Source organism: Streptomyces sp. NPDC001617 (assembly GCF_053596855.1).
Window position 1 is genome coordinate 79,437 of the sequence record NZ_JBSFHA010000002.1, and the last position, 24,384, is coordinate 103,820.

Consider the following 24,384-nt stretch of genomic DNA (forward strand, 5'->3'; position numbering starts at 1 on the left):
GATCCCCCTCAGGTCAATGTTGCGAAGCAATTACGTCAGGCGCGGACGGTCACCGGGGCGCACTGGGGGCGCATCGTGGCGAATGCATTCGTGCGACCTGATCCGGCCTTGAACGGTCGGATTGTCCGGCTCAAGATGGTCGGAACTCTGCCGAACACACCAGAAAGGCAGACACCACGCGTCTCGCCCGTATCACCCGTACGGGTGTCAACGCGCCCTTGACTCCCATCCCGCAGGGGGCGGTATGACGGCTCTTCCAGAGAAACGTTTTCCTTCCATGGTCGGCCGCGCCGATCGCCCACTGACGGTGAGGGGCGTCGTCGAGGCCGATCTCCCCGAGCTCCATCGCATCGACAGCGAGACCTTCCCCGAGGAGCCGTACCCCTACTTCGTACTGCGTCAGCTCTACGACGTCCACGGCGACCGCTTCCTCGTCCTCGACGACGGCGAGAGCCTGCACGGCTACGTCCTGTTCGTCACCACCTCGGACCGGTACGTGTGCTGGGGCATGAGCCTCGCCGTCACCCCCGACCTGCGCGGACTCGGGCTGGGCCGCCGGCTGATGGTCGAGGCGCTGCGCCGGGTGCGCGCCGAGGGGGTCCACCGGGTCCATCTGACGGTGGAACCGACGAACGCGGCCGCGATCTCGCTGTACCGGTCGCTGGGCTTCTCGGTCGAGGGAGGGGCACGCAAGGACTACCTCGGGCCCGGGGAGGACCGGCTGGTCATGACACTGGGACTGTGAGTCGGGGGTGCGGGTCAGGGGGACACCGGCCCTGCCTCGTACGCTGATCCACACCTCGGCCGCGATCTCGGTGTGGGACAGGCCGGTGGCGACCAGGGTCAGGACCTCGCGGTCCCGGTCGGTGATGCCCTTCGACTCGCTGCTCCTTCCGTGGGGTTCGGGGCGGGTGGCGAAGTCGTGGGCGAGGCGGCGGGTGACGCTCGGGGCGGTCAGGGCGTCACCGGCCGCCACCACCCGGACGGCCGCGATGATGTCGTCCGCACCGGCCCGCAGCGCCCCGGGTGGTCACGACGATCACCCGGGGTGGCCCTGTCGGTGGATGTGATGCGGGGGCCTCTATGCCGTCCACCCCGGGCTGCTCCCGCCGTCCTTCGTCACCCCGGCGGTGGTGGTCGTGGACCGGCGGGACGTATGAGAAACCCGGGGGTGGGGCGGGGGTAATCCCCCGCAGGTACAGGGCAGTTGGCCGGATGGGAAGCGCGGGACGCGTCCGGGAGGCTCATGTTTCATGAAGGAGATCACGAAGAGCGCAGCCCTGATCGCCGCCGCCTCCGCCGTCGTCTTCGGCGCCGTCACACCGCTGACCGCGTCCGCCGCGGACACATCACCGAGATGGAGCAAGTGCACCGGCACCGGCCTCGACCCCCGCCAGCAGTGCGCCACCCTCCAAGTCCCCCTGGACTACGCCCGCCCCGGCGGCCCGAAGATCGACCTGGCCGTCTCCCGTATCCCCGCCGAGAAGCCGTCCGCCCGCCGGGGCGCCCTGCTGCTCATCCCGGGCGGGCCCGGGGGCACCAGCCTGAACGACCCCTCGGGCAAGGGGCAGAGGCTGCCACAGGAGGTGCGGGACACCTACGACCTGATCGGGTACGCCCCGCGCGGCAACGCGCCCTCCACGCCTGTGACGTGTGGGCTGGACCATGCCGACCTCGCCCTGACGGCCCTGCGCCCCTGGCCCGCCGCCGACGGCTCCGTCACCGGGAACATGACCACGGCTCGGCGCATCTCCGACGCCTGCGCCCGCACGGGCGGCGAGCTGATCCGGCACATCAGCACGGTCGACAACGCCCGTGACGTCGACCGCATCCGGGCCGCCCTCGGGGAGCGGAGGATCTCGGCGTGGGGTGTCTCGTACGGGACGTATGTCGGCGCGGTCTACGCCCAGCTCTTCCCGCAGCGCACCGACCGCATCGTGCTGGACAGCAACGGCAACCCCGACCCGGTCCGGGCGGAGCGTGCGTGGCTGGAGGCGCACGAGACCGGCGTCGAGGACACCTTCCCGGAGTTCGCCAAGTGGGCGTCCGCGCCCGGCAATCCGTACCGTCTGGCGAACTCCGCGGCCGAGGTGCGTCCGCTGTTCCTGCGGCTCGCCGCCCGGCTCGACCGAGAGCCGATCCCCTGGCCCGGCGCCAATCCGGAGGAGCTGAACGGCAACGTGCTGCGCCAGACCATGCTGAACAGCTTCTACGACCCCGACGACTACCCGGCCCTGGCCCAGCTGATCCTGGCCGCCCGGAAGGGTACCGTCCCGCCCGCGCCCGCCTCCCCGCCGGACTCGGCGATGCAGAACCTCACCGCCGTCGCCGTCGGCACCATCTGCAACGACGTCGCCTGGCCACGGTCAACCGCCGTCTACGAGAAGGGCGTTGCGGAGAGCCGCGCCAAGTATCCGCTGACCGCCGGCATGCCCCGTAACGCCATGGTGTGCGCCGCCTGGCCGTGGCGGCCGGAGCAGGCGCCGGTGCGGATCACCGACCGGGGACCGTCGAACGTCCTGCTCATCCAGGACGAGCGCGACGTGGCCACCCCGCTCAGCAGCGCCCGCAGGATGCGCGAGGCCTTCGGCCGGCGCGCCGTCATGGTCACCAACGACTCCACCGGCCACGATGCCTACCTCGCCAACGGCACCCGGTGCGGCGACGAGACCGTGTCCCGCTTCCTGGCGACCGGCGAGCGGCCCGACCACGACGTCCACTGCGAGTGAGCGCGGCGACCGTGGTGGCCGGAACACTCGCCTAGAACCGGCGCACGTACGCCTTCTGCCACGGCGTCTCCACCGCACGCCGGTCGTAGTGCCGCCGTACGAACTCCACCGCCTCCCCGGCCGGTACACCGTCCAGGACCGCGATGCACGCCAGCGCCGTCCCGGTCCGCCCGCGCCCGCCTCCACAGGCCACCTCGACCCGCTCGGCCGTGGCTCGCTCCCAGGCCTGGGTCAGGGCGGCGCGGGCGGCCGGACGGTCGGCGGGAAGCCGGAAGTCGGGCCAGCGGACCCAGGTGAACTCCCAGTCCATGGGCGGGGGTTGCCTGCCGAGGAGGTAGAGGGCGTACGAGGGTGTGGGCGCCGTGGGGTCGAGGGGGTGGCGTAGGCCGCGGCCCCGGACCAGCCGTCCGGACGGCAGTCGCAGCACCCCCGGGTCCGTGGCCCGCCAGGTGTCCGTCATCGGGTCAGGGTACGGGCCTCGATGCCCCGGAAGTGGTGCGTCATCGCACGCTGGGCGCGCTCGGCGTCCCTCGCCCGCAGGGCCGTGACGATGTCCCGGTGACGGCGGACCGTCACCTCCGGTGCCGGGTCGTCGGTCCAGCCGCGGGCGCCGGCGACTCTGCGGAACACGGTCCAGAAGGCGGCAAGGAGCTGGGGCACGAGCGCGTTGCCGAGGGAGGCGTAGAGCAACTCGTGGAACTCGCGGTCGAGTTCCGGGAAGGGGCGGTCGGCCAGGACCGCCGCCTCCATCCGGGACACGATCGCCTCCAGCGCGTCCAGCTCCGCCTCGGCGACCGAGCTCGCCACCCGCCGGATCAGCCCCTCCTCCAGCACCTCCCGCACCTGGAGGATCTCCGCGAGCGCACCGGTGTCGTCGTCGTGCCGGGCGAGGGTGCGGAAGGTCAGCCCGTCGACGAGCGGGGTGAGGGAGGCCTGGCCGACATAGGTGCCGTAGCCGTGTCTGATCTCCACGATGTCGAGGGCCTGGAGCGCCTTGAGGGCCTCGCGCACGGAGTTGCGGCTGACGCCGAGGTCCTCCATCAGCTCGGCCTCGGTGGGCAGCGGGGCACCCGGGGCGAGCCGCCGGTCGAGGATGAGCTGCATGACCTCGCGCTGGATCCGGCTGTTCCTGGGCTCCTCGGCCATGCGCGGCATCGTACGCGCGCCGGACGTCCTACGTCCCATGTCCGGCACTGACGTGCGCCAACTCCCGCCATTTCACAGCGTCATTGGTCCGACCTCTGACGGCTACGCCATTCGTGTGCGCTGTCTTGACCACCCCCGGCACCCCTCCTATGGTCGCGCCTGACGACAGGACGTAGGACGTCGTATCTCCTCAGCCGTTGGTCATATCTCCTCACCGTTGGAGGAACCGTGCACCGCCGGACCTTCCTGAAGCACACCGGCGCGCTGGGTGCGGCCGCCGCCGTCTCCGCGTCGCTGTCGGCCTGCTCGTCGGGGCCCCAGTCCACCAACGACACCGGGAACGGGGGCGGCAAGGACCGCACGCTGACCGCCGTGATCGGCTACGGCAACGACGGCTCGTGGGATCCCACGCAGACCGCGTCCGCCTTCTGCATGGCCGCCAACAACCACATCTACGAGGGGCTCCTCGACACCGACCCGATCTCCCGCGAGCCGTACGCGGCGCTCGCGACCGCCGTGCCGAAGGACGCCAACGCCACCACCTGGAAGTTCACGCTGCGGGCCGGAGCCACGTTCCACGACGGGAAACCCGTGACCGCCGACGACGTGGTCTTCGTCTTCGACCGCATCCTCGACCCGAAGACCCAGACCCTCGCCAAGGGCTTCTTCGCGAGCTGGCTCAGGGAAGTCCGGAAGATCGACGCGCAGAACGTCGAGCTGGTGCTCAAGTTCCCCTTCCCGGAAGGGCTTGCGCGGCTCACCCTCGCCAAGATCATGCCGAAGCACGTCTTCTCCGCGCCGGGCGCCTGGGACAAGGCCATCGCGGGGTTGGCGGTCGGCTCGGGGCCGTACCGGCAGACCGCGCACCACCCCAAGTCCAACACCACCTTCGCGGCCTTCGACGACTACAACGGCCCGCGCCCGCCGGCCTTCAAGAAGATGAACTGGCTGACGATCGTGGACGCGGCCCCGCGCGTCGCCCGGATCTCCGGCTCCAGCGCGGGCGCGCAGATCTCCGACAACATCCCGTACGCCAACATCCAGCAGCTCCGCAGCGGCGGGCTGACGGTGGCCGGCGGAGCCGGGATGAACAACCTGTTCCTGATGTTCAACACCAAGCACAAGCCCTTCGACGACGTACGGGTGCGACAGGCGCTGCACTACGCCATCGACACCGGGAAGATGGTGGAGGTGGCGCTGAAGGGCCACGGCAGGCCGTCGTCCTCGTTCCTCAACGAGAGCAACCCGTCCTACCGGCGCGCGAAGACCGTCTACGACTACGACCCCGAGAAGGCGAAGGCGCTCCTGAAGGCCGCCGGCGTCAAGGGCTTGAAGATCAACATCCTTGCGGTGAACGTGAGTTGGATCGTCGACTGCCTGCCGACCATCAAGGCGTCGTGGGACGCGATCGGCGTGCCGACGACGCTCTCCCCGCAGGAGACGACCGCGGTCTTCACCAAGATGGACCAGAAGCAGGACTACCAGGTCGTCGCGGCCGCCTCGAACCCCAACCAGTTCGGCCTCGACGCCGACCTGATCATGCACTACAACTACGGCCCCACCAACCTCTGGATGGGCTACACCCGTTGGGCCGACAACGCCGTCGCCAAGCAGCTCTTCAAGGACATGGACCGGGCCACCCAGGAGGTCGACCCGACGCGGAAGAAGGCGATGATCCAGGACTACATCGACGTCGTCGCCGAACAGGCGGTGCTCTACCCGGTCGTGCACAGCGAACTGATGACCGCCTGGGACCCGAAGAAGCTGACGGGGATAAGGGCGCAGCCGTACCCCGGCATCAACCTCCTCCAGGCGAAATGGGCCTGACCGCATGACCGCCGTCGTCCGGATCCTGCTCCGCCGCATCGCCCTGCTCGTGCCGCTGATGCTCGGCATCGTGCTGTTCGTGTTCCTGGTGATGCGGTTCTCGGACGTCGACCCGGCGTCCGCGTTCTTCCAGGGCCAGAACCCGACACCTCGGCAACTGCACGACTTCCGCGAGCAGAACGGCCTGCTGGACCCGCTGCCCGTCCGCTACGTCCACTTCGTCGGCGACCTGCTCCACGGTGACATGGGCACCAGCGCCCTGACCCGTGCCCCGGTCGTCGACCAGGTCACCACCGCGCTTCCACTGACCCTCCAACTCACCTTCCTGGGCCTGGGGATCGCGGTGGTCGTGTCGCTCGTCCTCGGGGTCACGGCGGCCATCCACCGCGACCGCGTCCCCGACCAGGTCATCCGTGTCGTCTCCCTCACCGGAGTCGCCGCCCCCGGCTTCTGGCTGGCGCTGCTGATGATCCAGTACCTGGCGGTCGACCAGGGCTGGTTCCCGACCGGCGGCTACATCAACCCGGCCGACTCCCTCACCGGCTGGCTGAAGACGATGACCCTGCCCGCGCTCGCGCTGTCGCTCCCGGTGGCGGCCCAACTCACCCGTATCGTACGCACGTCCGTGGTCGAGGAGCTGGACAAGGACTACGTCCGTACGGCGATCGGCAGCGGACTGCCACCCCGGGTGGTCGTGGGCCGGAACGTCCTGCGCAACGCCCTCATGAACCCGCTGACCGTGCTGGGCCTGCGCGTGGGCTATCTGCTCGGCGGCGCGGTCGTCATCGAGACGATCTTCTCCCTGCCCGGCATGGGCAAGCTGATGATCGACGCCGTGCAGAACGGCGACCCGGCCGTGGTCCAAGGTGTCGTCCTGACGACCGCGACCGGGTTCGTCGTCGTCAACCTCGTCATCGACGTCCTGTACCTGCTGGTCAACCCGCGCCTCAGGGAGGCGTCATGACGTTCACCCGCAAGGACCTCACCGAGCGGCTCTCCCGGCCGGGGCTCCGGCTGCGCGGCTGGCGCCGGCTGCCGCCGCTGTCGAAGACCGCCGTGTGCTTTCTGGCGGTCGTGGTGCTGGTGGCGCTGTTCGCGCCGCTGCTCGCCCCGGACGACCCGCTCGACCAGCAGCAGCCCGTCGGCGGCACCGGGCATCCGTCCGCCGAGCACTGGATGGGGCAGGACAGCCTCGGCCGGGACATCCTGAGCCGGCTGATGTACGGGGCTCGGTGGTCGCTGGCGATCGGGCTCGGCGCGACCGCTCTCGCGCTCGTGGTCGGCGCGGTCATCGGGGCGGTCGCGGCGACCTCCCGCAAGGGCGTCGACGAGACGTTGATGCGCTGCCTGGACGTGGTGATGGCGTTCCCGGGCATCGCGCTGGCCGCGGTGCTGGTGGCCGTGTTCGGGGGCGGGATCACGGTGCTGATCTGCGCGATCGCGTTCCTGTTCACGCCGCCGGTGGCACGGGTCGTACGGGCGAACGTGCTGGACCAGTACGGCGAGGACTATGTGACGGCGGAGCGGGTGATCGGGGCGCGCACGCCGCATATCGTGCTGCGGCACGTCGCCGTCAACTGTGCCGCTCCGGTGCTGGTGTTCTGCACCGTGCAGGTGGCCGAGGCGATCGTGTTCGAGGCGTCGCTCTCCTTCATCGGGGCGGGGGTGCGGCCGCCGGATCCGTCGTGGGGCAGTGTCATCGCGGACGGCAAGAACATGGTGCTGACGGGGGGTTGGTGGGCGACCGTCTTTCCCGGGCTGCTGATTCTGGTGACGGTCCTGTCGCTGAACATCCTGTCCGAAGGGGTGTCGGACGCGTGGGCCGCGCCGGCGGCCCGGGAGGTGGGGGTGCGGGAGGAAGACGATCGGCTGGAGGCGGCGGAGCCTGGGAGTGGGGAGGTGTTGCGGCTGCCCGGGTTGGCGGAGGCGGCACAACGACTGCGGGATCGGCGCGCGGAAGGGGGAGCGGCGGGAGGTCGTCGGGCGGGTGCGGCACCGTCTGTTCTAGCGGTTGAGAACCTCGCCATCGGGTTCGAAGGTCGGCACAACGGTGTCGACATCGTGGACGGGATCAGCTTTGAGGTGGGGGCCGGTGAAGTTCTCGGGCTGGTGGGCGAGTCGGGCTGCGGTAAATCGTTGACCGCGCTGGCGGTCATGGGTCTGGAACCGAAGGGGGCTCGGGTCACCGGTCAGATCCGCTTCAGTCAGCGGGAGTTGCTCGCCGAACCCATGCGCGTCCGGCGGCGGCTTCTCGGGCACGAGATGGCGATGGTCTACCAGGACGCGTTGTCCTCGCTCAATCCGGCGATGACCATCCGGGCCCAGCTGAAGCAGCTCGTGCGGCGCGGAGGGCGTCGTACCCCCGCCGAACTCCTCACCATGGTCGGCCTCGATCCCGAGCGCACCCTGCGCAGCTATCCGCACGAGCTCTCCGGCGGGCAGCGGCAGCGTGTGCTGATCGCCATGGCCCTGTCCCGTGACCCGAAGCTGATCGTCGCCGATGAGCCGACGACCGCGCTGGACGTGACGGTGCAGGCGCAGGTGATAGAGCTGCTGCTCAGACTGCGTGAGGAATTGGGGTTCGCGTTGATCCTCGTCTCGCACGACCTGGCGCTGATCGCCGATGTCACCGACCGGGTGGTGGTGATGTACGGCGGGCAGATCGTGGAGACGGGTGTGACCGCCGACCTGGTGGAGGCGCCGGCCCATCACTACACACGGGGGCTGCTGGGCAGTGTGCTGTCCCTGGAGTCGGCGGCGGAGCGGATGACGCAGATCAAGGGCGTCGTCCCGTCCCCCGCGGACTTCCCGGCGGGCTGCCGCTTCGCCGACCGCTGCCCGCTCGCGACGGACGTCTGCCGGACGACCCCGCCGGACCTGCTGGGCACGCCCACCCACACGGCGGCCTGTCACCATCCGGCGGTCGAGCTCGTGACGTCGGAGCCGGAGGCCGTGACATGACCGCCACGAGCGTCGAGGGGCGGGAAGCGACCGGGATCGTCGAGCTGTCCGACGCCCATGTCGTCCACAAGGCCCGCAGCGGCGGCCTGTTCACCCGGGACCGGGTGTACGCCCTGACCGGCGCCGACCTGGCCGTCGCACCCGGCGAGACGGTGGGCGTCGTCGGTGAGTCGGGCTGCGGCAAGTCGACGCTGGCGAAGGTGCTGGTCGGCATCCAGCGGCCCAGTGCCGGCACGGTGTCCTTCCGGGGCCGTGACCTGTGGTCGATGCCGCCCGCCGAACGCCGGGCGGCCGTCGGCAGCAGCACCGGCATGATCTTCCAGGACCCGTCGACGGCCCTGAACCGCCGCCTGCCGGTCCGGCTGATCCTGCGGGACCCGCTGGATGTGCACGCCCGGGGTTCGAAGGCACAACGCGAGGAGCGCGTACGGGAGTTGATGTCACTGGTCGGTCTGCCGCGCGCACTGACCGACGCACTGCCCGGCCAGCTGTCGGGCGGACAACGCCAACGGGTCGCGATCGCACGGGCGTTGGCACTCGACCCCGACCTCGTGGTGGCCGACGAACCGACCAGCGCGCTGGACGTCTCGGTCCGCGCCCAGATCCTCAACCTCCTCCTCGATCTGAAGGAACGCCTGGGCCTGGCCCTGGTGTTCGTCTCGCACGACATCCAGACGGTACGGCGGATGAGCGACCGGGTGATCACCATGTACCTGGGCCGGATCGTCGAGGAGTCCCCGGCCGCGGACGTCACGGACCGGGCCCGGCACCCGTACACCCGCGCTCTCTTCTCGGCGACCCCCGGCCTGCTGAACCCCATCGAGCCCATCCCCCTGACCGGCCCGGTCCCGTCGGCGACCCGCCCGCCCAGCGGCTGCCCGTTCCGTACCCGATGCTGGAAGGCCGACGAGGTGTGCGCCGAACGGATGCCGGACTTCTCGGCCGCGTCGAACCCCGGTCACCGTTTCCGCTGCCACCATCCTGTGAAGGAGGACGCCGCGACCCGCGACCTCGTACGGCAGAACCACCAGAGTCACCCCAGGGAGCCCTGATGCCCTTCCCCACCCCGCTGACCGGTGTCGTCCCGCCCGTCTGCACGCCCCTGACACCGGACCGCGAGGTGGACGTCCCCTCGCTGCTCAGGCTGGTCGACCATCTGGTCGGCGCCGGAGTGAACGCGCTCTTCGTGCTCGGCTCGTCGTCGGAGGCCGCGTATCTGCGGGACGGGCAGCGGAGGCTGGTGGTGGAGTCGGTGGTGAGCCACGTGGGGGGCCGACTGCCCGTGCTGGCCGGGGTGATCGACATGACGACGCCCAGGGTGCTGGACCATGTGGCATCGGTGACGGCCGCGGGCGCGGACGCGGTGGTCGTGACGGCGCCGTTCTACGCCCGCACGCACCCGGCCGAGATCGCCCGCCACTTCCGGCTCGTCGCGGCCGCTTCTCCGGTCCCGGTCCTCGCCTACGACATCCCCGTCGCCGTGCACACCAAGCTGCCGGCGGACGTGGTCCTGGAGTTGGCCGCCGAGGGCGTACTCGCGGGCCTCAAGGACTCCAGCGGCGACCTGGCCGCCTTCCGCGAGGTCGTCACCGGCGCCCGCAACCACCCCGGTTTCAGCGTACTGACCGGCTCGGAACTGGTCGTCGACTCCGCGCTCGCGCTCGGTGCCGACGGAGCCGTCCCCGGTCTCGCCAACGTCGACCCGGACGGCTATGTCCGCCTCGACCGCCTCTGCCGGGACGAGGACTGGGAGCAGGCGCGGGCCGAACAGGAGCGGCTGTGCGCGCTGTTCGGCATGGTGCGGGTCGGGGATCCGGCGCGGATGGGGGGCGGGTCGTCGGCGCTGGGGGCGTTCAAGGCGGCGCTGCATCTGCGCGGGGTGATCGACTGCCCGGCGACGGCGGAGCCCCAAGTCCCCTTGTCCGCGGGGGAAGTGGAGCAGGTGGGCAAGTTCCTCGCCGCCGCCGGACTGCTCTAGAGCTCGTCGATCGGCAACCGCCGGAACTCGATGGTGTCGTACGTCCCCGACACCCCGGTCTCGTACAGGATGCCGACGGTGTTCCAGCCCACCTGCACCAAGTCGGAGTAGGCGGCCTTCTGCTGAGAAAGCGTCAGCGCCTTGGTGAAGGTGGCTCCGGCGTCCGTGCTGCGCCAGATCGCCATCGACTGGCGGGCGGTCGGCACGGACGGGCCGGAGAACAGCAACGGGCGGCCGGGGCCTCGCAGTTGGAGGACACTGCCCTCGACCACCGGCACGTCGTCGAGGGTCGGCTGGACGGCGTACGGGCGGTCGAGGGTCCGACCACCGTCGCTGGAATAGGCATCCAGCCGGTTGCCGAGGCTCGTGCCGTTCTGGTCGCGGGCGCTGAAGTAGAGGCGGCCGTCCGGGAGTTCGGCGGCCGTGGACTCGTTGGCGTTGGCGTGGCCGTCGTGGGAGTCGTCCACGAAGCCGATGTGCCAGGTCTCCCCGCCGTCGTCGCTGTAGATCGCGTGCGCGCCGTAGTACTTGGCCTCCTGGCCGGTGTCGGAGGAGCCGGCCGGCGGGGCGGCGGAGTAGTCGGCGGGGACCACCAGCCGGCCCGCGTGCGGGCCGCGCGTCACAGCGACGGCGTGCCCCGGCCCGGTCGCGTACCACCGCCAGTCCGGCCGTTTCACCTGAGCCGTGATGTCCCGCGGCGCCGAGAAGTGCCGTCCGTCGTCCCGGCTCCGCTGCACGAACACCCGCCTGCTCTGCTCCGGCGTCACCTCCCCCCGCATGATCTGCGCCTCGGTGACGGCACCGCTGTTGTACGAGGTGACGAGGACGATCGCCCCGGTGCGCGGGTCGACCACGGGCGCCGGGTTGCCCCGGGTGTCCTCGTCCCCGGCGGCCACCACCCGCAACGGGCCCCAGGTGCACCCGCCGTCCCCCGACCGTCTCAGCACGACGTCGATGTGCCCGGAGTCGGCGGCACTGCCCAGCCGGCCCTCGGCGAAGGCCAGCACCGTGCCCCGCCGGGTCGTGACGGTCGCCGGGATGCGGTAGGTGTCGTAGCCGCCCTCGCCCGAGACATACGGGACGGAGGACGTGCAGCCGGTGGCGGCGGAGGCGTGCGCTGTCGCGGCGAGGGGGGCGAGAAGGGCGAGGGTGACGAGGAGTGTGCGGCTCAGGAGGGTCACGGTTCCATGGTCCCCGGAGTCACCAGACCCGACTCGTAGGCCACCATGACCAACTGCGCCCGGTCCCGGGCTCCCAGCTTCCCCAGGATCCTGCTGACGTGGGTCTTCGCCGTGAGCGGGCTGAGGTCCAACGCACCCGCTATTTCAGCGTTGTTGAGACCCCGCGCCACCAGTGCCAGCACCTCCCGCTCCCGGTCGGACAGACACTCCGGACCGCCCGTCACCGGCGTGGAGGGACTGCGCAGGAACCGCTCGATCAGCCGTGCCGTCGGGCCGGGAGAGAGCAGGGCCTCGCCCGCCGCCACCGTCCGGATGGCGTCCAGCAGTTCGGCCGGACGGGTGTCCTTCACCAGGAAGCCGGAGGCTCCCGCCCTGAGCGCCTCCACGATGTTCTGGTCGGTGTCGTAGGTCGTCAGAACCAGCACCTTCACACCGGCCAGCGCTTCGTCGGCGGCGATCAGCCGGGTCGCCTCGATGCCGTCCAGGTCGGGCATCCGGATGTCCATCACCACCAGGTCGGGCCGCGCGGCCCCGGCCAGCTCCACGGCCTCCCGGCCGGTGCCCGCCTGTCCGACGACCTCCATGTCCCGCGCCGACTCGACGAGCATGGCGAACGCGGCCCGTACCAGGGTCTGGTCGTCGGCGAGCAGTACGCGGATGGTCATCCGTTCTCTTCCCCAGGCGTCAGTGGCAGTACGGCGGTGACCTCGAAGCCGCCTCCCGTCCTCGGTCCGGCGTCGAGTGTGCCACCCGCGCTGCGGGCCCTCTCCCGCATGCCGACCAGCCCGAAGCCGGGGGTACGACCGGGAGTGGGCCCGGTGCCGTCGTCGGTGACGGACAGGCGCAGGGCGCCCTGCTCCTCGTAGAGCTCGACGCGTACGGCGGGTTCGGGACCCGCGTGCCGTACGGCGTTCGTCAGCGCCTCCTGCACGATCCGGTAGGCGGCCGCGCCCACGGCCGGCGGCGCCTGCCGCACCTGTACGGTCTGCTCGACCCGCGCCCCGGCGAGCCGGGCCGTCTCCACCAGGTCGGACACGCCGTCCAGGCCCGGGAGCGGGCCGCGGCCGTCCGGGCAGTCGGCCTCCCGGAGGACCTCCAGCGTCCCGCGCAGCTCGCCGCGCGCCGTCCGGCAGGTGTCGGCGATGTCGTCGAGGGCCTTGGCGACCGTCTCGCGGTCGAGCCGGTCCGGGTCGGCGGCCAGGACATGGGCCGCCACGGACGTCTGGACGCCGATCAGCGTGATGCTGTGGGCGAGCAGGTCGTGCAGGTCGCGGGCGATCCGCAGGCGTTCCTCCGCGACCCGGCGCCGGGCCTCCTCCTCCCGGGTGCGTTCGGCGCGCTCGGCGCGCTCGACGATGGCGGCGACGTACTGGCGGTAGAAGCGGACGTCGATGCCGCAGAAGAGGACCGCGATGACCCAGCCGGAGATCCGCAGGACCTCCACCGCCCCGCCGGGGTTGGTGAGGAGGTTGACGGCCAGGGACACGCTGAGGACGGTGACGCCGACGCACAGCGTGCGGCGCACCGTGCCGGTCGCCGCGACCGTGTAGAGCACCACCACGGTCGCGGGGGTGGGCACGGTGTGGTTGTAGTCGAGGGCGTGGTACGACGCGATGAGCACGAGCGCCGCGGTCGCGGCGAGCAGCGGGCGGCGCCGCCGCCACACGATCGGCACATGGCCGGCGAGCAGCAGTGTCCAGCCGAGGGCGTCCGGGCGGTGGCCCGGGTCCGTGCACAGGGCCAGGGACACCGCCGCCACCGCGAGGACCGCGGCGAGGATCGCGTCGTTGCGGGTGCCGTGCGGGGCGGTGCGGGGATCGCGGTTGACCGCCGCCATCACCCGCTCGCCGATGCGGGGCCGTGCCGCCACAGTCGTCTCCATGGGGTTCATTCTCCGTACGTCACACGGGCTCGGGGTGCCGTTCCCGCCGTACCGACTCCGTCGCCCTCGACAGCCGCCCCGGCCACCACACCCGGCGCCCCAGCAGCACGCTCGCCGTGGTCACCAGGTACGTCCGCACGAGGAACGTGTCCAGCAGCACCCCGGCCGCGATCACGAACCCGAGCTCGACCAGCCCCACCAGCGGCAGCGTGGTCAGCACGGCGAAGGTCGCGGCCAGCACGACACCCGCGGAGGCGATGACCCCACCGGTCGTCCGCAGCGCGGTCAGCGCCGCCGCCTGCGGCTCGGCACCCGCAAGGGCCTCCTCCCGCATCCGGTGCATGAGGAAGATGCCGTAGTCGACGCCGAGGGCCACGAGGAACACGAAGGACAGCAGGCCGAGCCCGGAGTCCGTGCCCGCGAACCCGAACCCCGGCCCGAACACCAGCCCCCCGATCCCCAGCGCCGCACCCCACACCGCGACGACCGCGACGAGCAGCATCAGGGGCGCGACCATGCTCCGCAGCAGCCCTACGAGGATCACGAACACGGCGGCCAGCACGAGCGGCACGACCACGTCCCGGTCCCGGGCCTGGCTGTCGGCGAGGTCCAACCGCTGGGCGCTGGGCCCGCCGACATACGTTCCGTAGCCGCCGTCGAGCCCGGCACGCAGGGCCTGGATGGTGCGGGTCTCCCCCGTGGACTCGGGGGCGGCTGTGGCGTAGACGTCGATCTCCGTCCAGCCGGCCCCGCTCCGCCCTGCCGTCGCCTGCGCGACCCCGTCCGTCGCACGGACCCTGGCCAACACGGCGTCCGCCTTCCCTCTCGGCGCCATGACGCTGATCGGCTGACTGCTCCGCCCCGGGAACGCGTGGGCCAGGGTCTGCGCGGCGGCGATCGACTCGGGCTTCTCGGTGAAGGAGTCCTCGTTCTTGAGAGTGCCGGGCAGGTGGAAGACCCCCAGGGCCAGCGCACCCAACAGCACTCCCCCGCCCACCAGCACGACGACCGGCCGGCGCGTGGCCGAGGCGCCCATCGCCGAGAACAGCGACCGCCGCACCTTCGGCTCGCTCCCGAACGCCGGGATCAGCGGCCAGAACACCCGCCGCCCGAGCAGCACCAGCAGTGCGGGCAGCAGGGTGATCATCGCGACCAGCGCCGCGAGCACGCCCACCGTGCCGACCGGCCCCATCCCGCTGCTGCTGTTGAGATCGGCTGCGAGCAGGCACAGCAGCCCGGCCGCGACCGTGCCCGAGGAGGCGAGGATCGCCGGCCCGCAGCCCCTCAGCGCGGCGCTCATGGCGTCGTACGGCCGCTCGTGGCGCCGTAGCTCCTCGCGGTAACGGGAGATGAGCAGCAGCGCGTAGTCGGTCCCGGCGCCCAGCACGAGCACGGTCATCACACCGCCGCTCTGCCCGGTGACGGTCACGCCGAAGGCCTCGTGCAGCCCGTACCCGGCGGCCATCGCCATCCCGGCCGCGACCCCGGCGACGGCGAGCGGGACCAGCCACAGGAAGGGGCTGCGGTAGATGAGGACCAGCAGGACGGTGACCACACCGAGGGTGGCGTAGAGCAGGGTCCCGTCGATGCTCCCGAACACCTTGCTCATGTCGGTGTTCAGGGCCCCCGGCCCGCCCACCCGCACGCTGAGCCCGGAGCCGCCGTCCGCGATGCCCCGCACCCCGTCGACGAAGGCGTCCCGTGCCTTGTCGTCCTGACCGGGTTGGCTGCTGGAGAGCGGGTACATCAGCGTGCCGCCGTCGCGGGAGGCAACCCCGTGGGGTTTCCCGGTCAGCCTGTACGTCGTCCCGATGGCGCCGACCTGATCCGCCGCCTTCTCCTTGTCGGCGGCGGTGAGCCCGCCGTCCCGGTGGTAGACGAGCACCAGGTCGGTCGACTCGCCGCCCGGCAACTCGGCCTGTATCCGGGCCACTCGGGTGGAGTCGGCGCTGTCGGGCAGATAGTCGACGGACCTGTTCTGCTGGATGCCGGAGAACTTCCCGGCGAGCGGCCCGGCCAGCACGAGCGCGGCCAGCCACAGCCCGAGCACCACCCAGGGCACGGCCCGCCGTCGTCGTGCGGTCGTCGTCCTTGCGGCCCCCATGGACGGGCCCCCCTCCGGTCGGGTGTCTGGGTCGGTTCCAGACTTCCGGCGGGAGGGGGCGGATGCGTCGGGCGTGGGGGCGAGGTGGGGGTTACTACCAGGGGTGTCCCTGGTCCCGCGTTACTCCCTCGGGAGTATCAGGACGGCGTCCGTGCCGCCGCCAGCAAGCGGGTCACGTCGTCCGAGCAGATCGTCAGGGCCGCGCCGACCGTGCTCAGGACGTCGCGTTCGGCGGGGGTGTACGGCCCGTCGGCCAAGGCGATGCGGGCGCCCTGGAGCAGGATCGATTCGCGGCCGACCGGGGCGAGGTGCGGGGCGAGGGGGTCGAGGGCCTCGTGCAGCTCTATGGCCAGTCCGGCCCCGCAGGACTGGCCATAGACCCGGCCGGTGTCGGCGGCCAGCGCCTCGACCAGCGCCTCCAGCTGTTCCTCCGTACAGTCGTCGAAGCCCGCGGCGCGGACCGTGGTCGCGGCGGCCTCCACGGACGTACGGGAACAGGTGCCGCCCGCGGCCAGTACCGCCAGGGCGACCGTGTGGACGGCGTCGCGGAGCATCGCGGAGAAGCGGGTGGTGGTGGGGTGGTCGAGGGCGTCCGTGCCGAAGTGGCGGCGGCAGGCGGCGCACTCGACGACCGGGCCGGTCTCGCCGCGCGGCAGGACCGGGACGCCGAGGAGGGTGAAGCGCCGGCGGCCGGTCAGGCGCTGGTAGTTGCGGTCGCCTCCGCAGCCCGGGCAGAAGAACTCGCCGTCCCCCACGGGCGTCCACGCGGTGCGGGTGCCCAGGAAGCGCGCAGGCCTGGCGGCTCGGCCGTTTCGTCCCCGTACTGGCAGCACGTCGCACCTCCTTAACACCGCGGCAACATCGCAGCGGTGTCCGTGATGTTAGCCACATCCGCGAGGCGTAGTCAGTACCCTGGACGAGACCTTTCCGTGACCTCCACGAACAGGTGGCCGAAAAGAGGCGGGGCCTTGATCGCCGTATACCGCGCTCAAGGCCCCGAAACCGCCGGTCAGAGGGACTATCGCGCCGCGCGGTTGACCGCCGACACGACCGCCTTCAGTGACGCACGCGTCGTGTTCGCGTCGATGCCGATCCCCCACAGGACCTTGTCGTCGATCGCGCATTCGATGTAGGAGGCGGCCTGCGCGGAGGCGCCCTCGCTCATCGTGTGCTCCTGGTAGTCCAGCAGCCGGGCGTCGACGCCGACGGCGGCCAGCGCGTCGAAGAAGGCCGAGATCGGACCGTTGCCCGAGCCGGTCAGGATCGTGTCCTCGCCGTCGACCGTCGCCTCGACCCGCAGTGTGTCCACTCCGTCGGTGTCGGTGGTCGACTGGCCGTTCCGTACCTGGATACGACCCCACGGGTTCTCGGGGTTGGGCAGGTACTCGTCCTGGAAGACCGCCCAGATGGCGGAGCCGGTGACCTCGCCGCCCTCGGCGTCCGTCTTGGCCTGGATGATCTTCGAGAACTCGATCTGCATCCGGCGGGGCAGGTCAAGCTTGTGGTCGTTCTTCAGGACGTACGCGATACCGCCCTTGCCGGACTGCGAGTTGACCCGGATGACCGCCTCGTAGGAGCGGCCGACGTCCTTCGGGTCGATCGGCAGGTAGGGGACGGCCCACTCGATGTCGTCGACGGTGACGCCCTTGGCCTTCGCGTCGGCCTCCATCGCGTCGAAGCCCTTCTTGATGGCGTCCTGGTGGGAGCCGGAGAAGGACGTGTAGACCAGGTCGCCCACGTACGGGTGGCGCGGGTGGACCTCCATCTGGTTGCAGTACTCCCACGTACGACGGATCTCGTCGATGTCGGAGAAGTCGATCTGCGGGTCGACGCCCTGGGAGAACAGGTTCATGCCCAGGGTGACCAGGTCGACGTTGCCGGTGCGCTCGCCCTGCCCGAACAGACAGCCCTCGACGCGGTCGGCGCCGGCCATCAGCGCCAGCTCGGCGGCGGCGACCGCCGTACCGCGGTCGTTGTGCGGGTGGATCGAGATGACGACGTGCTCACGGCGGGAGATGTTGCGGCTCATCCACTCGAAGCGGTCCGCGTGGGTGGAGGGGGTCGAACGCTCCACCGTGGCGGGCAGGTTGAGGATGATCTCGCGGCCCGGACCCGGCTGGTAGACGTCCATCACCGCCTCGCAGACCTCCAGCGCGAAGTCCAGCTCGGTGTCGGTGAAGATCTCGGGGCTGTACTGGTAGCCGAACTCGGTCTCGGGGCCCAGCAGTTTCTCGGCGTACTCCATCACCAGGCGCGTGCCGTCCACGGCGATCTGCTTGATGTCGTCCTTGGAGCCACGGAAGACGACCCGGCGGAAGACCGGCGCGGTGGCGTTGTAGAGGTGGACGGTCGCGCGCTTGGCGCCCTTCAGGGATTCGACCGTCCGCTCGATCAGGTCCTCGCGGGCCTGGGTCAGTACGGAGATCGTGACGTCGTCCGGGATCGCGCCCGGCTCCTCGATGATCGACCGCACGAAGTCGAAGTCCGTCTGGCCCGACGCCGGGAAGCCGACCTCGATCTCCTTGTAGCCCATCTTGACCAGCTGGTCGAACATCCGGCGCTTGCGCTCGGGCGACATCGGGTCGATCAGTGCCTGGTTGCCGTCGCGCAGGTCGGTGGAGAGCCAGCGGGGAGCGACGGTGATCCGGTTGTTCGGCCAGGTGCGGTCGGGGATGTCGACCTGCTCGTACTGACCGTACTTGTGGATCGGCATGGTGCTGGGCTGCTGGCGGTTCGCCATGATTGCGGGGCTCCTCTTGGTGTCCTGAAGGACGGCCGACGACGCAACGCGAAGCTCCGCGGGGAGGGAGTCGACCTGGACTACAGGCCCTCGCCGCGGCAGCTAAGAAGAAGCAGCCCGAAACGCATGATGCGAAGCATGCTAGCCGAGCCTCTTCGGGTGCGGGGCGCCGTATCAGTATGCGGGACCCGTGGAATAAAAGGGATAAAAAGTGCTCCATACCACTTCGTCACGGAGCGTGCGCAGTGCTGTCCCGATATTTCACCAATCATGGTTGCGGGTAGTGACACGGGCATAACTCAGTGCAAGGGTGCCGGGCATGACGAAGACCAACGGGGGCTTCGAGCCCGTCTTCTGCACCGTCGTGCCGCCGCACATCCTCGACAAGCTGGCCCAGCACGAGGACTCGGCGCTCGCCGATCCGGCGCGCAAGACACTGGAACGCGACGCCTTTGAGCGCACCCACCGCCGGCTGACCACCGTCATCGGCGCTCCGACCCTCGCCCCGCCCGCCGGCGCGGCCACCGACACCCCGCACCGCACCATCTACGACGCCCGCCACGGCACCGACCTGCCGGGCAGGAAGGTCCGCGCCGAGGGCTCCGACCCGGGCAAGGACGCCACCGTCAACCGCGCCTACGCGGGCCTCGGCGCCACCTTCGAGCTGTATCTGAAGGCCTACGAGCGCCACTCGATCGACGGCGAGGGCCTCCCGCTCAACGCGAGCGTCCACTACGACAAGGACTACAACAACGCCTTCTGGAACGGCGAGCAGATGGTGTTCGGCGACGGGGACGGCGAGATCTTCCTCGACTTCACCATCCCGATCGACGTCATCGGCCACGAACTCACCCACGGCGTCACGCAGTACACCGCCAACCTGACCTACTTCGGTCAGCCCGGCGCCCTCAACGAGTCCCTGTCCGACGTCTTCGGCTCCCTCATCAAGCAGTACACGCTCGGCCAGACCGCCGCCGAGGCCGACTGGCTGATCGGCGCCGGGCTGCTCGCCCCGCGCGTCACGGGCTCGGCCCTGCGCTCCATGAAGGCCCCGGGCACGGCGTACGACGACGACGCCCTCGGCAAGGACCCGCAGCCGGCGACCATGGACGGCTTCGTCCGCACCGGCCGCGACAACGGCGGTGTCCACATCAACTCCGGCATCCCCAACCACGCCTTCTTCCTGGTCGCGACGGCCCTCGGCGGCCACGCCTGGGAGAAGGCCGGCCAGATCTGGTACGACGTCCTGACCGGCGGCGCACTCAAGAAGGACGCCCTGTTCGCGGACTTCGCGGCGCTCACGGTGGCGGCGGCCAAGGCCCGCTACCAGGACGGCGAGGAACTGCAGGCGGTACTGAAGGCCTGGGAACAGGTCGGGGTGCGGACGTCGTAGTTCCGTACTAGACAGTCACCCATGCGTATTCGAGTGCGGCGCACGGGCGGTTTCGCGGGCATCGAGCGGCAGGCCGAGGTGGACACCTCGGGGCGGCCCGATGCCCACGAGTGGCAGGCCCTGGCCGAGCAGGCGGTCGCCGGCGGCCGGGGCAGGCCCTCCGTCGGGATTCCCGACGGGTTCACCTACGAGATCACGGTGGACGGCAGGACGGTGTACGCGGCCGACCCCCGGCTCACCGAGGAGCAGCGGACGCTGATCTCCAGAGTGCTGAAGGAAGGGGCGTAGCCCGCTACCAGGTCGTTCACGCACGGGCGTTGACTTCCTTACTGGTGGGTAAGGATGATCCGCGCATGACGAACCCGATACCTCAGTTCCCGGCCGGCTTCCTGTGGGGCGTCTCCACCTCGGCCCACCAGATCGAGGGCGCGGCGGACGAGCGCGAGCCGTCCGTCTGGGACGCCTTCACGGCCGAGCCGGGACGGGTGAAGGACGGCTCCACCGCGGCGGTGGCCTGCGACCACTACCACCGCTACCGCGAGGACGTCGCCCTCCTGGCCGACCTGGGCGTGGACGCGTACCGCTTCTCCCTTTCCTGGCCGCGGGTCAACTCGCCCAAGGGCCTCGACTTCTACGACCGTCTCGTCGACGAGCTCCTCACGGCGGGCGTACGCCCGGTGCCGACCCTCTTCCACTGGGACCTGCCGGTCGCACTGGACTGGCTGGAGCGGGACACGGCAGCGCGGTTCGCCGAGTACGTGTCGGTGGTCGCCGAGCGACTGGGCGACCGGGTGAAGAAGTGGATCACCCTCAACGAGCCCGCCGAACACACGCTGTTGGGCCATGCGCTGGGCGCCCACGCACCCGGCAAGCAGCTGCTCTTCGACGCGCTGCCCGTCGCCCACCACCAGCTCCTCGCCCACGGTCTCGCCGTACGGGCCCTGCGCGCGGCCGGCGCCACGGACATCGGGATCGCCAACTCGCACGGGCCGACCTGGCCGGCGTCGGAGGAGACCGCGGACGTGGAGGCGGCCGGGTTCTACGACCTGCTGCTGAACCGCCTGTTCGCCGACCCGCTGCTCCTCGGCCAATACCCGGACGGCCTCGGCGAGTTGATGCCGGGGGACGTCGAGGCGGACCTGAAGGTCATCGCCGAGCCCATCGACTGGTACGGCGTCAACTACTACGCGCCGACCCGCGTGGGCGCCCCGCAGGGCGAGGACATCGAGTTCGGCGGACTGACCATCCCCGCCGAACTTCCCTTCTCGGTACGGCAGATCGAGGGCGTCCCGGTGACGGACTTCGGCTGGCCCGTGGTGCCGTCGGGCCTGACGGAACTCCTCACCGGCTTCCGTGAGCGCTACGGCGACCGGCTCCCGCCCGTCGTCATCACCGAGAACGGTTGCAGTTACGAGGGCATCGACGACCAGGACCGGATCGCCTACCTGGACGGCCATGTCCGCGCCCTGCACGAGGCGTCGGAGGCGGGCGTGGACGTGCGCGGGTACTTCGTGTGGTCGCTGCTCGACAACTTCGAGTGGGCGGAGGGGTACGAGCGGCGGTTCGGGCTGGTGCACGTGGACTTCGAGACGCAGCGGCGGACGCCGAAGTCGTCGTACGGCTGGTACCGGGAGCTGCTGCGGGCCCAGAGATGACGGCGCCTCTGAAGAACCCCTCGGCGGCACTGGCCGAGCCCGTCGAGCGGGTCGGGCGCGGCTGGACGGCGTCCCTGTCCCTCGCCAACGGGGCCATCTGGGTGGGCTGGTTCGGCCCGCTGCAGATCCTGCTGGCCTCGCAGGCGAAGGACTTCGCGCCCGGCTCCGGCATGTCCAAGGAGACGATGCTGGCGTGGGTGACGGGCATCGGCGCGCTGGTCTCGCTGCTCGCCAACCCGCTCTTCGGCGCGCTCTCGGACCGGACCACGGCCCGCTGGGGCCGCCGTACGCCGTGGATCGTGGCCGGGGCGGCGGGCGGCGGGCTGTCGTTGCTGCTGCTCGCGGGTGCGGGTGGGCTGTGGACGATGACGCTGGGCTGGTGCCTGGTCCAGCTCACCCTCAACGCGGCCTTCGCGGCGATCACCGCGGCCGTGCCGGACCGGGTGCCACGGCTCCAACGGGGTTCCGTGGGCGGCTGGTTGGGGGCGGCGCAGATCCTGGGCGTGGTCGGCGGGACCGGGCTCGCGACGGCGGCGGGCGGGATCGGGGCCGGGTATGTGGCGTGCGCGGTGTTCACGGTGGTGGGAGTGCTGCCGTACGTCCTCCGCCACCCCGATCTGCGGCTGGCGGCGGCTGACCGGCCGGCGTGGGCGTGGCGCGGCTTTCTCGCCGGGTTCTGGCTGAGTCCGCGGCGGTATCCCGACCTGGGCTGGGCCTGGCTGACCCGGTTCCTGATCAACCTCAGCAACGCGCTGGTGCTGCTGTACCTGCTCTACTACCTCCGCGACCGCCTCCACTACCACGACCCCGACCAGGGTGTGCTGATCCTGACCGCCGTGAACGGGCTGACGCTGCTGGCCACGGTCGTCGTCGGGGGCGTGTGGTCGGACCGGGTGGGGCGGCGCAAGCCCTTCGTGGTCTGGTCCGGGGTGCTGATGGCGGTGGCGACGGCGGGGCTGGCGGCCTGGCAGACCTGGCCCGGCGCCATCGTCGCGGCGGCGGTGCTGGGCGTCGGCTTCGGGGTGTTCACGTCGGTCGACTTCGCGCTGATGACGGACGTGCTCCCGAAGGCGCTGGACCGGGGCAAGGACCTGGGGGTCATCAATGTGGCCAACGCCCTGCCCCAGGTGGCGGCGCCCGCCCTCGCCGCGCCGATCGTGACGTACCTCGGCGGATACCGGGTGCTGTATCTGGTGTCCGCGGTGATCGGGTTGGCGGGGGCGGCGCTGGTGGGGCGGATCCGCGGGGTGGACTGACCTGGGACTGCCCTGGCGGCTACTCCCCGCCGAAGAACTGCCACGTGTGCTGCGTGGGCACGCCAGTGGTGGCTACCACCCATGGATATCCCGGTTCTACGCCCAGATATTTTCCGGTGGCCACGTTCCTCACCAGCCCGTTCCCGGGATAGGTCCATTTCTGGTAGTCGCCGCCGTTGCATTCCAGGTAGTACACGTCGCCGTCGCTGTTGCTGTCGAGGCACTGATTCGTATACGCCTTGACGATGTTCGAACCTCGCCGGTCCCACAGTTGACTGCGATCACCGAAGCGGCAGTCGTCCGCGGGCTTCAGCGAACTTCCACCATCTGCGGTGATGCACAGGCCGGTTTCCAGGTTCTTGACCCAGGTGTTCTCGGTGGCACTGGCCGTCGGCGCGAATAACGCCGCGTTGACGACTGAGGCGGCGACCGTCGCCGTGGCGACCAGGGCCGTCCGCTTGAATGTCTTGTTCACGCAGGCGATCTTCGCCAGGCCGGCCTGTCGTTGACCAGTCCGAGGAAGCACAACTGCCCTTTCGGGCAAGGGGAGCCGACGAGAATCCCTCAGAGTGCTCCGGCCTCCCGGGCCGCCCACGCCGACGGATGGATGGGCCTGAAATTCAGGTCACGGCGGATCCGCTGGGTGGACATGATGCCGAACCAGGGGTCGGGGACCGTGCGGGTGGAGAACTCGGCGGGGACCTCCACGCCGTTGAGCTGGTACAGCTCGACCGTCGTGACGGGGGCGTCGTCGGCGATGTTGTAGACGGGGCCGGTCACCCCGGGCGCGTGCAGGAGCCGTAGCAGCCCCTGGGCGACGTCGGCGTGGTGGGCCATCTGGAGGCGCTGGGCCGGTGCCCAGTTGGGGGCCCAGCGCAGGGCCTGGGCGAGATGGGGGTCGCCCTCGCCGTACACGAAGGGGAGCCGGCCGATGCGCACCTCCATGCCGTCCAGCGCGAGCAACTCCCGCTCGGCCGCCGCCTTCGACTCGTTGTACGCGCCCCACATCTCGCCGCCGGGCCGGCTCTCGTCCTCCTCGACCAGCGGGCGGCCACGCCCGACGCCGTACACCATCCCGGTGCTGACCTGCACGAACCGTCGCACCCCGGAGGCCACCGCGGCCCGCCCCAGCTCCACGGCCGCGTCCCGGTTGACGGCCCACGCCTCCTCGTCGGGCACCCCGCGGAAGGAGGCGGCGACGTTCACGACGGCGTCCACACCGGCGACGGCCTTGGCGAGGGCCTCCGCATCCCGCAGATCCCCCACGACGACCTCGGCGCCCAACCCGGCGAACGGCTCCCCTCGCTCCGCGTCACGCACAAGCACCCGAACCCGTTCCTCCGGCCGGGTCTGCGCGAGCAACCTCGGTACGAAGCGCCGCCCGACCTGTCCAGTCGTACCGGTCACCAATGTCAGCATGTTGCTGCTCCTCTCGTCCCGACCCAGCCTTCAGCGGGGCCGGGTCGAGCGGGAGAGACCTGTCGATCGGGGGACTGGCAGACCCTGGATAAGCCGGACGTACTCCCGCACGC

At 70.8% G+C, this 24,384-nt stretch carries 21 protein-coding genes; 11 read left to right on the forward strand and 10 right to left on the reverse strand.

Going from position 1 to position 24,384, the window contains the following annotated elements; all coding sequences use genetic code 11:
* Positions 1–244: 244 nt before the first annotated feature.
* Together ACWC09_RS02050 and ACWC09_RS02055 are read left to right on the forward strand one after the other, a co-directional pair.
* Positions 245–745, forward strand: coding sequence for a GNAT family N-acetyltransferase (locus ACWC09_RS02050; RefSeq protein ID WP_450847573.1), 501 nt, complete (start codon positions 245–247; stop codon positions 743–745).
* 508 nt (positions 746–1,253) lie between these two features.
* Positions 1,254–2,729, forward strand: a complete 1,476-nt coding sequence (locus tag ACWC09_RS02055) for an alpha/beta hydrolase (protein WP_450847574.1) — start codon at positions 1,254–1,256, stop codon at positions 2,727–2,729.
* A 31-nt stretch (positions 2,730–2,760) separates the two neighbouring features.
* On the opposite strand, the gene ACWC09_RS02060 is transcribed toward ACWC09_RS02055, so the two are convergent.
* Entirely contained in the window at positions 2,761–3,189 is a 429-nt protein-coding gene (locus ACWC09_RS02060) for a phosphatase domain-containing protein (RefSeq protein WP_450847576.1), read from the reverse strand.
* Positions 3,186–3,884 carry a FadR/GntR family transcriptional regulator gene (locus ACWC09_RS02065; RefSeq protein WP_450847861.1) on the reverse strand — a complete coding sequence of 233 codons (699 nt, stop codon included), beginning with the start codon at positions 3,882–3,884 and terminating at the stop codon, positions 3,186–3,188. Before ACWC09_RS02065 ends, ACWC09_RS02060 begins: the two co-directional genes overlap by 4 nt.
* A gap of 219 nt (positions 3,885–4,103) precedes the next feature.
* On the opposite strand from ACWC09_RS02065, the gene ACWC09_RS02070 reads away from it, so the two are divergent.
* Genes ACWC09_RS02070 through ACWC09_RS02090 form a run of 5 tightly spaced genes read left to right on the forward strand, consistent with a single transcriptional unit; the run spans position 4,104 to position 10,641 of the window.
* Positions 4,104–5,702 (forward strand): ABC transporter substrate-binding protein, encoded by a 1,599-nt coding sequence (locus ACWC09_RS02070; protein ID WP_450847578.1) that lies wholly within the window; start codon positions 4,104–4,106, stop codon positions 5,700–5,702.
* Positions 5,703–5,706: 4 nt separating this feature from the next.
* Complete coding sequence (locus ACWC09_RS02075) at positions 5,707–6,666, forward strand: ABC transporter permease (RefSeq protein WP_450847580.1); 960 nt, start codon at positions 5,707–5,709, stop codon at positions 6,664–6,666.
* Positions 6,663–8,663: a dipeptide/oligopeptide/nickel ABC transporter permease/ATP-binding protein gene (locus tag ACWC09_RS02080; RefSeq protein ID WP_450847581.1), complete on the forward strand. Its 2,001-nt coding sequence runs from the start codon at positions 6,663–6,665 to the stop codon at positions 8,661–8,663. The genes ACWC09_RS02075 and ACWC09_RS02080 overlap by 4 nt, the downstream gene beginning before the upstream one ends.
* Positions 8,660–9,715, forward strand: a complete 1,056-nt coding sequence (locus tag ACWC09_RS02085) for an oligopeptide/dipeptide ABC transporter ATP-binding protein (RefSeq protein ID WP_450847583.1) — start codon at positions 8,660–8,662, stop codon at positions 9,713–9,715. Before ACWC09_RS02080 ends, ACWC09_RS02085 begins: the two co-directional genes overlap by 4 nt.
* Positions 9,715–10,641: a dihydrodipicolinate synthase family protein gene (locus ACWC09_RS02090; protein ID WP_450847585.1), complete on the forward strand. Its 927-nt coding sequence runs from the start codon at positions 9,715–9,717 to the stop codon at positions 10,639–10,641. The genes ACWC09_RS02085 and ACWC09_RS02090 overlap by 1 nt, the downstream gene beginning before the upstream one ends.
* Here ACWC09_RS02090 and ACWC09_RS02095 read toward each other — a convergent pair.
* The 6 genes from ACWC09_RS02095 to leuA form a co-directional block, all read right to left on the reverse strand.
* Positions 10,638–11,822: a sialidase family protein gene (locus tag ACWC09_RS02095; protein WP_450847587.1), complete on the reverse strand. Its 1,185-nt coding sequence runs from the start codon at positions 11,820–11,822 to the stop codon at positions 10,638–10,640. The two genes, ACWC09_RS02090 and ACWC09_RS02095, sit on opposite strands and share 4 nt — an antisense overlap.
* Positions 11,819–12,487, reverse strand: coding sequence for a response regulator (locus tag ACWC09_RS02100; RefSeq protein ID WP_450847589.1), 669 nt, complete (start codon positions 12,485–12,487; stop codon positions 11,819–11,821). Before ACWC09_RS02100 ends, ACWC09_RS02095 begins: the two co-directional genes overlap by 4 nt.
* Positions 12,484–13,713 (reverse strand): sensor histidine kinase, encoded by a 1,230-nt coding sequence (locus ACWC09_RS02105; RefSeq protein ID WP_450847591.1) that lies wholly within the window; start codon positions 13,711–13,713, stop codon positions 12,484–12,486. The genes ACWC09_RS02100 and ACWC09_RS02105 overlap by 4 nt, the downstream gene beginning before the upstream one ends.
* A gap of 10 nt (positions 13,714–13,723) precedes the next feature.
* Entirely contained in the window at positions 13,724–15,808 is a 2,085-nt protein-coding gene (locus ACWC09_RS02110; protein ID WP_450847593.1) for an MMPL family transporter, read from the reverse strand.
* A gap of 137 nt (positions 15,809–15,945) precedes the next feature.
* Positions 15,946–16,641 carry a TerB family tellurite resistance protein gene (locus tag ACWC09_RS02115; RefSeq protein WP_450847595.1) on the reverse strand — a complete coding sequence of 232 codons (696 nt, stop codon included), beginning with the start codon at positions 16,639–16,641 and terminating at the stop codon, positions 15,946–15,948.
* A gap of 185 nt (positions 16,642–16,826) precedes the next feature.
* Entirely contained in the window at positions 16,827–18,548 is a 1,722-nt protein-coding gene (leuA, locus tag ACWC09_RS02120; protein WP_450847597.1) for a 2-isopropylmalate synthase, read from the reverse strand.
* A gap of 319 nt (positions 18,549–18,867) precedes the next feature.
* On the opposite strand from leuA, the gene ACWC09_RS02125 reads away from it, so the two are divergent.
* The 4 genes from ACWC09_RS02125 (at position 18,868) to ACWC09_RS02140 (ending at position 22,852) form a co-directional block, all read left to right on the forward strand.
* Positions 18,868–19,941, forward strand: coding sequence for a M4 family metallopeptidase (locus ACWC09_RS02125; protein WP_450847599.1), 1,074 nt, complete (start codon positions 18,868–18,870; stop codon positions 19,939–19,941).
* A 21-nt stretch (positions 19,942–19,962) separates the two neighbouring features.
* Entirely contained in the window at positions 19,963–20,229 is a 267-nt protein-coding gene (locus ACWC09_RS02130; protein WP_450847601.1) for a protealysin inhibitor emfourin, read from the forward strand.
* A 65-nt stretch (positions 20,230–20,294) separates the two neighbouring features.
* Positions 20,295–21,596 (forward strand): GH1 family beta-glucosidase, encoded by a 1,302-nt coding sequence (locus tag ACWC09_RS02135; RefSeq protein WP_450847602.1) that lies wholly within the window; start codon positions 20,295–20,297, stop codon positions 21,594–21,596.
* A complete protein-coding gene (locus ACWC09_RS02140) occupies positions 21,593–22,852 on the forward strand; it encodes an MFS transporter (protein ID WP_450847604.1) in 1,260 nt (419 codons plus the stop codon). Before ACWC09_RS02135 ends, ACWC09_RS02140 begins: the two co-directional genes overlap by 4 nt.
* A 19-nt stretch (positions 22,853–22,871) precedes the next feature.
* On the opposite strand, the gene ACWC09_RS02145 is transcribed toward ACWC09_RS02140, so the two are convergent.
* Together ACWC09_RS02145 and ACWC09_RS02150 are read right to left on the reverse strand one after the other, a co-directional pair.
* Positions 22,872–23,327, reverse strand: a complete 456-nt coding sequence (locus ACWC09_RS02145) for an RICIN domain-containing protein (RefSeq protein ID WP_450847606.1) — start codon at positions 23,325–23,327, stop codon at positions 22,872–22,874.
* 89 nt (positions 23,328–23,416) lie between these two features.
* Positions 23,417–24,271: an NAD-dependent epimerase/dehydratase family protein gene (locus tag ACWC09_RS02150; protein WP_450847608.1), complete on the reverse strand. Its 855-nt coding sequence runs from the start codon at positions 24,269–24,271 to the stop codon at positions 23,417–23,419.
* Positions 24,272–24,384: the final 113 nt, after the last annotated feature.

Excerpts from the sequence above, each read along its gene's own strand:
- ACWC09_RS02050 (WP_450847573.1), top strand. The coding sequence starts at position 245 with ATGACGGCTCTTCCAGAGAAACGTTTTCCTTCCATGGTCGGCCGCGCC.
- ACWC09_RS02055 (WP_450847574.1), top strand. The coding sequence starts at position 1,254 with ATGAAGGAGATCACGAAGAGCGCAGCCCTGATCGCCGCCGCCTCCGCC.
- ACWC09_RS02060 (WP_450847576.1), bottom strand. The coding sequence starts at position 3,189 with ATGACGGACACCTGGCGGGCCACGGACCCGGGGGTGCTGCGACTGCCG.
- ACWC09_RS02065 (WP_450847861.1), bottom strand. The coding sequence starts at position 3,884 with ATGCCGCGCATGGCCGAGGAGCCCAGGAACAGCCGGATCCAGCGCGAG.
- ACWC09_RS02075 (WP_450847580.1), top strand. The coding sequence starts at position 5,707 with ATGACCGCCGTCGTCCGGATCCTGCTCCGCCGCATCGCCCTGCTCGTG.
- ACWC09_RS02080 (WP_450847581.1), top strand. The coding sequence starts at position 6,663 with ATGACGTTCACCCGCAAGGACCTCACCGAGCGGCTCTCCCGGCCGGGG.
- ACWC09_RS02085 (WP_450847583.1), top strand. The coding sequence starts at position 8,660 with ATGACCGCCACGAGCGTCGAGGGGCGGGAAGCGACCGGGATCGTCGAG.
- ACWC09_RS02090 (WP_450847585.1), top strand. The coding sequence starts at position 9,715 with ATGCCCTTCCCCACCCCGCTGACCGGTGTCGTCCCGCCCGTCTGCACG.
- ACWC09_RS02100 (WP_450847589.1), bottom strand. The coding sequence starts at position 12,487 with ATGACCATCCGCGTACTGCTCGCCGACGACCAGACCCTGGTACGGGCC.
- ACWC09_RS02105 (WP_450847591.1), bottom strand. The coding sequence starts at position 13,713 with ATGAACCCCATGGAGACGACTGTGGCGGCACGGCCCCGCATCGGCGAG.
- ACWC09_RS02110 (WP_450847593.1), bottom strand. The coding sequence starts at position 15,808 with ATGGGGGCCGCAAGGACGACGACCGCACGACGACGGCGGGCCGTGCCC.
- leuA (WP_450847597.1), bottom strand. The coding sequence starts at position 18,548 with ATGGCGAACCGCCAGCAGCCCAGCACCATGCCGATCCACAAGTACGGT.
- ACWC09_RS02125 (WP_450847599.1), top strand. The coding sequence starts at position 18,868 with ATGACGAAGACCAACGGGGGCTTCGAGCCCGTCTTCTGCACCGTCGTG.
- ACWC09_RS02130 (WP_450847601.1), top strand. The coding sequence starts at position 19,963 with ATGCGTATTCGAGTGCGGCGCACGGGCGGTTTCGCGGGCATCGAGCGG.
- ACWC09_RS02135 (WP_450847602.1), top strand. The coding sequence starts at position 20,295 with ATGACGAACCCGATACCTCAGTTCCCGGCCGGCTTCCTGTGGGGCGTC.
- ACWC09_RS02140 (WP_450847604.1), top strand. The coding sequence starts at position 21,593 with ATGACGGCGCCTCTGAAGAACCCCTCGGCGGCACTGGCCGAGCCCGTC.
- ACWC09_RS02150 (WP_450847608.1), bottom strand. The coding sequence starts at position 24,271 with ATGCTGACATTGGTGACCGGTACGACTGGACAGGTCGGGCGGCGCTTC.